The organism is Gemmatimonas sp. (assembly GCF_041689975.1).
Taxonomy (GTDB): Bacteria; Gemmatimonadota; Gemmatimonadetes; order Gemmatimonadales; family Gemmatimonadaceae; genus Gemmatimonas.
On the sequence record NZ_JBDNFF010000278.1, the window covers coordinates 1 to 5,361 of the forward strand.

The 5,361-nt window shown below is 64.4% G+C and carries 4 protein-coding genes; 1 reads left to right on the top strand and 3 read right to left on the bottom strand.

Features of this window, described 5'->3' with window-relative positions; all coding sequences use genetic code 11:
• From ACESNG_RS17045 to ACESNG_RS17055, 3 genes are all read right to left on the bottom strand, one after another.
• Positions 1–180 (bottom strand): type I restriction-modification system subunit M N-terminal domain-containing protein (locus ACESNG_RS17045; protein WP_373069943.1); only part of this gene is annotated, 180 nt, incomplete at its 3' end.
• A gap of 517 nt (positions 181–697) precedes the next feature.
• On the bottom strand, positions 698–2,878 hold the full coding sequence (locus tag ACESNG_RS17050) for an N-6 DNA methylase (protein ID WP_373069945.1): 2,181 nt from the start codon (positions 2,876–2,878) through the stop codon (positions 698–700).
• 2 nt (positions 2,879–2,880) lie between these two features.
• Positions 2,881–3,426 carry an NYN domain-containing protein gene (locus ACESNG_RS17055; RefSeq protein ID WP_373065396.1) on the bottom strand — a complete coding sequence of 182 codons (546 nt, stop codon included), beginning with the start codon at positions 3,424–3,426 and terminating at the stop codon, positions 2,881–2,883.
• A gap of 589 nt (positions 3,427–4,015) precedes the next feature.
• Between ACESNG_RS17055 and ACESNG_RS17060 the strand changes: the two genes are divergently transcribed.
• Positions 4,016–5,263 carry a hypothetical protein gene (locus tag ACESNG_RS17060; RefSeq protein ID WP_373069947.1) on the top strand — a complete coding sequence of 416 codons (1,248 nt, stop codon included), beginning with the start codon at positions 4,016–4,018 and terminating at the stop codon, positions 5,261–5,263.
• The last annotated feature ends 98 nt before the right edge of the window (positions 5,264–5,361 follow it).

The following is a 5,361-nucleotide window of genomic DNA, read 5'->3' on the forward strand; positions in this document are numbered from 1 at the left end:
CGGTAGGCCTTTGGCGTCGAGCATGGCGCTCGCCTCGGTGAACCGCTTGTCGGCGTAGCGCAGGAAAATCAGGCCGAGGACCGGGGTGGAGAACTCGGCGGGCTTGAGACCGGTATTGGCCCAGAGCTGGTCCGCGGCGGCCCAGAGGCGACTTTCTATTGCGACAAGGTCTGATGACATCGTGTGGTGGACATTGGGGTGGTTGGCGCCCGAAGGCGGCTACGGCTGAGGAGAATGTAGCTCGGCGGGGCGACAGTCGGTCTGCAAACAGGGACTAGTAGTATGCGGGCTACAGCGGGACGCTTGTGCTCACATTCGAGACATCCTACCGTACCGGCGGGTGACACAACCTCGGCGAGGACGTAGGCGGACGATGACGGAGGTCACCTCGCCGGAGCACGCGCCCAGCCGGGGGCGGTCCCAGCGGTCTACCAGCTCTGGTAGTCTGTGCACCGCGTCTTTGCATATGGCACTATGTCAGACGCGCCTTCGCTCACGTGCCGGAACCATCGCCATGGGGCACGGACGCAGACCACCGGCCCGTGGCGCGGGAACTGAATTGAACAGGGAAAGCGGGGGCCTCGGCGCCGTCAGTGCATCAGGCGCCTCAAAGAGGAGCGCGGCTGCGCGCTGCGGTTATCGACAAACCTACGTGTGCTGGAAGCCGCACAATTGCTGCTCGCGCGATGGCCGCAGATCACGCCGTGATCCCCAAGTACCCATCAGCGACGGCATCACGCAGTCCGGCAAGAAATCGCTCGCTGGATTGTGCGGCTACCTGAAGATCCCGACTCGCCTGCTCGAGCCGTCCAAACCAGGCCACAACGTGCCGCTGGGTCTTCATGTCAGGCACTGCGATCTCGATCTCTTCCAACACGTCTGCCCGTAGGTTGCCGATGGTGGTACCAGTGGTTGCCGCCGCGAGCGCCTCGTAGCCGGACGATGACGTGAGAACTAAGCGCAGGTAGTCAGGCTCGATCAGGTCTGTGTTCACGGAGAGCAGCATCAGGGATTCCGAGAACGCGACCTCTTGAGGCACATCAATTTTCGCGCAGCGCGCGCGCGCTGACCGATCAATTCCACGCGACGCGAGGAGTAGGTCTCCGCGCCTCGCGAGGCGCCCTTTGATGCGTCCGCGCGTGAATGCTTCGGGGACGTCGGTGAGGACGCCCGCGCCGCCGGTTACTTCGCCGGTGGCGATCCAAGGAACGGCATCGTGCTCGCCGGCGGGGTCATGTCGCGTTCCGGTTATCGGTCTCTCCCTGAGCAGATCAGCAATTCGTAGCGTTCGCGAGTCGGCCGGCCAGCTGATCTGCAACAACTGGTTCACTTCGGCAATGCTCGGTGACGAGGACTCGATTTCACGAAGTGAGGACGCGACGGAGTCAGCAAGCACGCGTACATCCGACAAGACCACATGCCGGTTTACTTGGGTACTCTGGCCGCCGTATCGAATGAAGCGCTGCGGGCGCAACTCTGCGCCGTGCTGTCGGATCTCATCCACAGATGCGGTCGCCGAGAATTGCGGCTCCTCGTGATTGCGTCCCTCATGCCAGGCCATCACAACGTCAGCGATTCGCGCAATTTCCGCATCAGCGATCTCATTCAGTTGCCCGCGTCGATTGAGCCCCAGTTTGCGCCCATCGACGAAGAGGACCTCGCCCGCACGTGCAGCACGATCCCGAGCGAAGATGACGAGCACCACCGAGATTGCGGTTCCAGGGAGCAGCCCGGGGGGTAATTCGATGACCGCGTCAATCAAGTCCGCGTCCAGCAGGCCGCGGCGAATGTCAGCGTTTCGACCCGAACCGGCGAGGGCGCCAGGCGCCATGACCATGATGCCGCGCCCCCGCTCGCCAAGATGGTGCACAAGGTGCTGCGCCCACATCCAATCAGCGGTTTTCGTCGTGCCGAACTGCCAGCGAGGGTCAAAGAGATTCTCATTGGCATCGAACCGCACGCCCAGGGGTGGATGTAGAATGATGCGGTCTGCCAGAACACCCCGAAAATGGTCGTAGCGTAGGGAGTCTCCGTCGGCAATGTCGACGAAGGAACCATAGAAATTGAGATGCAGTACGCCGAGCTTCCAACTCACTTCATTGATCTCTTGGCCCAGCAAGCGCACGTCACTCCGGTGCGCCGCGTGTTCGGCAATCTGCCCGAGTGCCAGGCCGAATCCCGCAGCAGGGTCCATGACGGTTCCGCCGATGGGCTCGAGTAATCTGATCAGGAGTTCGGCTATCCCAGCAGGCGTTCCAGCGTCTGGTCCAAAGCGCGCGTTGTTCGCGGCGAGATCGCGTAGCAGAGATGTGACTGTGGCCGGTAACCGGATTGGATCGATCTGCGCTAGGGCGACTACTTGGACGGCTTCCCTGAGTTCGATGCCCGTCACGTGCGCTGGTACAGCAAGCGCGCGATGCAGTGCACTCGAATTCTGTGAAGCCACCACCGCGGCGGCGTCCCATGCTGCGCGAACGTGGGCTTCCGAGCTTCCAACGATTCTTTGCCACAAGCTCTCGGGGAGTGGGAGAGCAGCGGACGTGCGGTCTCTGTACTCTCGAAGAAAGAGCGCCTGAAGAAACAGCAGGGCTGCATGACCAGGGCTGCCGGTATCGCGGGAGCGCGCGCCGTCGATCCACGAATTCCACAATCGCCGAAGCGTTTCGTGCTCATCAAGGGGCGCAACGTCCTTGCCGTGCAGGCTGAGCCAGTCGGTTACCTCTGTCAGCTCAAACAGATCGACAGAGTTCCCGGCCAATGGGAGCGGGAAGTCGGCATGGCGCTTCCTCCAGTTCGACACGGCAGATGAGCCTACACCGGCGAGTTGTGCGATCTCAGAGACGCTGACCCGTCGTTTTGAACCAGTCTGGTGAGCCATGGTTACGCTGCCCCCGCGAGCATGTGGTCTGAGTGGAATAGCCGAACAAACGTGGCCGCCCGCGCGAGACGACTGGAGACACGAACCGCCTGCGCGATGACACCGACGGCGATACCCAACGCGCGCAGGTCGTTGGCGAGCTCCGTGAAGATGCCGTCACCGGAGCCAATGACGACTCGATCAAATCGAGCGGCAACCCACTCGCGATCTGCGACGACCGACAGTAGCGCTTCGTCGGCGCCATTCGGGCCACCGCGCACAACGACGCGCGCACCGCTGCAGGTGCGTCCAGCGGCCACCGCCAAGGCCGGATTGACCGCAACCACGACCAAGTCATGGTGGCTGAGCGCGGCCGCCTCTCGGTACATGGCCACAGCCGCGTCGAGCTCCGATTGAGCGACCTTGGGGCCGCCGGCAAGATTCTCAAGGTCGAGCAGGTGCAGCGTGCGGCCGGCTGGCGCATGCGACGCACGAGGTACCCGACGTTCTGGGACGAGATAGAGGTGGTGCCGGCGAGTGCCGGGGATGCTCAGTTCGCGCGTAGACATTGCTCGGGCTCCGTTCGCGTGGTTGACGTTGACGGAGGAAGTATCGTGAGCACAAAGCATAATGTCAAGTGTGACTTTGTGAACTAAGCGTGTTATCACGCAGTCACACCTGTTGAATCTTCTGTGAATAGGACGCTTGTGCTCGTAAGCTCATCGTCTTGGTAGAAAGCTGCCCGTCTCGTGAGTCGTCAGGCTAGACGGCGCTGCCGGAGCCGCTCCTCATCTCGCCCGCCGCCATGAGCTTGAATCCGGCTTGGCACTTGGCGACGGCGTATGGCGCTGCGTTGAATGGTCCGACACGCAGCGGTTTTCGCTTCCCGACGAGGTGTTGTACCAAGTCGCGCTGCACGGGGCGTGCGACTAACCACGGCGAATCCATCGTAGGGAGATCTCTGGCGCCGGACCGCATCGCGTACGCGCGGCAACGGGTTCGGCGCCAGATCACTCACGTGCCTGTCCGAGCATGGCGCCGACCGGTCCCGCCGTGCAGTCTACGGTCATTGCGGACGACGCCGTGCCAACCGGCGGAGGGCGCCGCGCGCTGCCGCACCTGATGGTTTGGTCCTTCTTCCCCGACGGATGCCCTACCATGGATCGCGACGTGCCTTCACCGCCGGTACGGCTCACCCGTGAGGAGCTGTACGAAAGAGTCTGGTCTGAGGCTTCGGCGACGCTTGGTCCGAAACTGGGACTTTCCGATACCGGTCTGCGAAAGATCTGCGCGAAGTTCAGCATCCCCACGCCACCGCGCGGATACTGGGCGAAGGTGGCCGCCGGACAGCGTCCGCGTCGAACGCCGATGCTGAAGCTGGCCACCGGTGCCAAGGGTCACGAGGTAGCGGTCTTTCACCAGCCGCCCAGGCCCACCGCGCAGGCGGTTGCGCAGGCGTTCGCGGCGGACCCTTCACCGACGGGCGTGCAGCGGCGGTTCGAGGCGCAGCCGGAGCACCGGATTGTGGTGCCGGAGATCCTCGAGGCCCCGCATCCCTTGGTGGCCGCGTCGGTCCTGTTGCTGCGCCGGGCAAAAATCGACGAGGACCTACGGGTACGGTCGGGGGGGCTCAAATGCGTCGCGCTGAAGCTGACCCTCAGCTCGGTCGACCGCGCGCTTCGCATCTACGATGCGCTGTTCAAGGCCCTCGGGCAGCGCGGACATCGGGTAGAACTCGCGACGACCGACGCGGTCACGAGGACGGTCGTGCACATCGGGGCGGACGCCATCGGCCTGGAAATCACCGAGCAGGTTCGGCGCACCGAGGTCCCGCCGCTAAAAGCGGTCACCGGCTGGTACGCGAAACGGTACGCCTACGAGGCGACCGGCGCGCTCACTCTGGAGCTTACCACGCCGTACCTGCCGATCCGAGGCAAGTGGTCCGACGGCGGCCGGCAGCAGCTCGACGAGCTACTGAACGACGTGATCGTTGCCCTGGTGGCCGCGGCCGAGGCCCTGACGGCGCGCCGCGCGGAGGCCGAACGGGTGGAGCGTGAGCGCCAGGCCGCGGAGGCGCGACGCCGCGACGAGGAGGAGCGCCGCCGGCGCGAGAATGCCCGAATACGCGCCCTCCAGCAGGACGTGCAGTGTCTGCAGCAGTGCCGGGCCGTTCGGGACTACGTGGCGACGATGCGGGAGGCGGCAACCGCCGCTGGCCTCCCGCTCGACGACGCGCTGCTGTACTGGCTCGCGTGGGCGGAGCACCATGCGGACGATCTGGATCCGGCGAAGGCGCTGACGGTGCCCACCGACCCGACCCCGCACGCCGATGCGCGCCACCCCTGGTCGCCCAGTTCCCCTGAGCCTGAGAGGTCGTGGTGGCAACGCCCCTGGTACAACCGCTGACGCGCGAGATCCTGATTGCGGAAACCGCGTACCACGTGACGCTGCACCCGGACCGGGTGGCGATTCGCCAGAAGGGCCGGCGCTCTGGGGTCGAGATC

Coding starts and splice junctions, on each gene's coding strand:
- ACESNG_RS17055 (WP_373065396.1), bottom strand. CDS start 3,426: ATGTCTACGCGCGAACTGAGCATCCCCGGCACTCGCCGGCACCACCTC.
- ACESNG_RS17050 (WP_373069945.1), bottom strand. CDS start 2,878: ATGGCTCACCAGACTGGTTCAAAACGACGGGTCAGCGTCTCTGAGATC.
- ACESNG_RS17060 (WP_373069947.1), top strand. CDS start 4,016: ATGGATCGCGACGTGCCTTCACCGCCGGTACGGCTCACCCGTGAGGAG.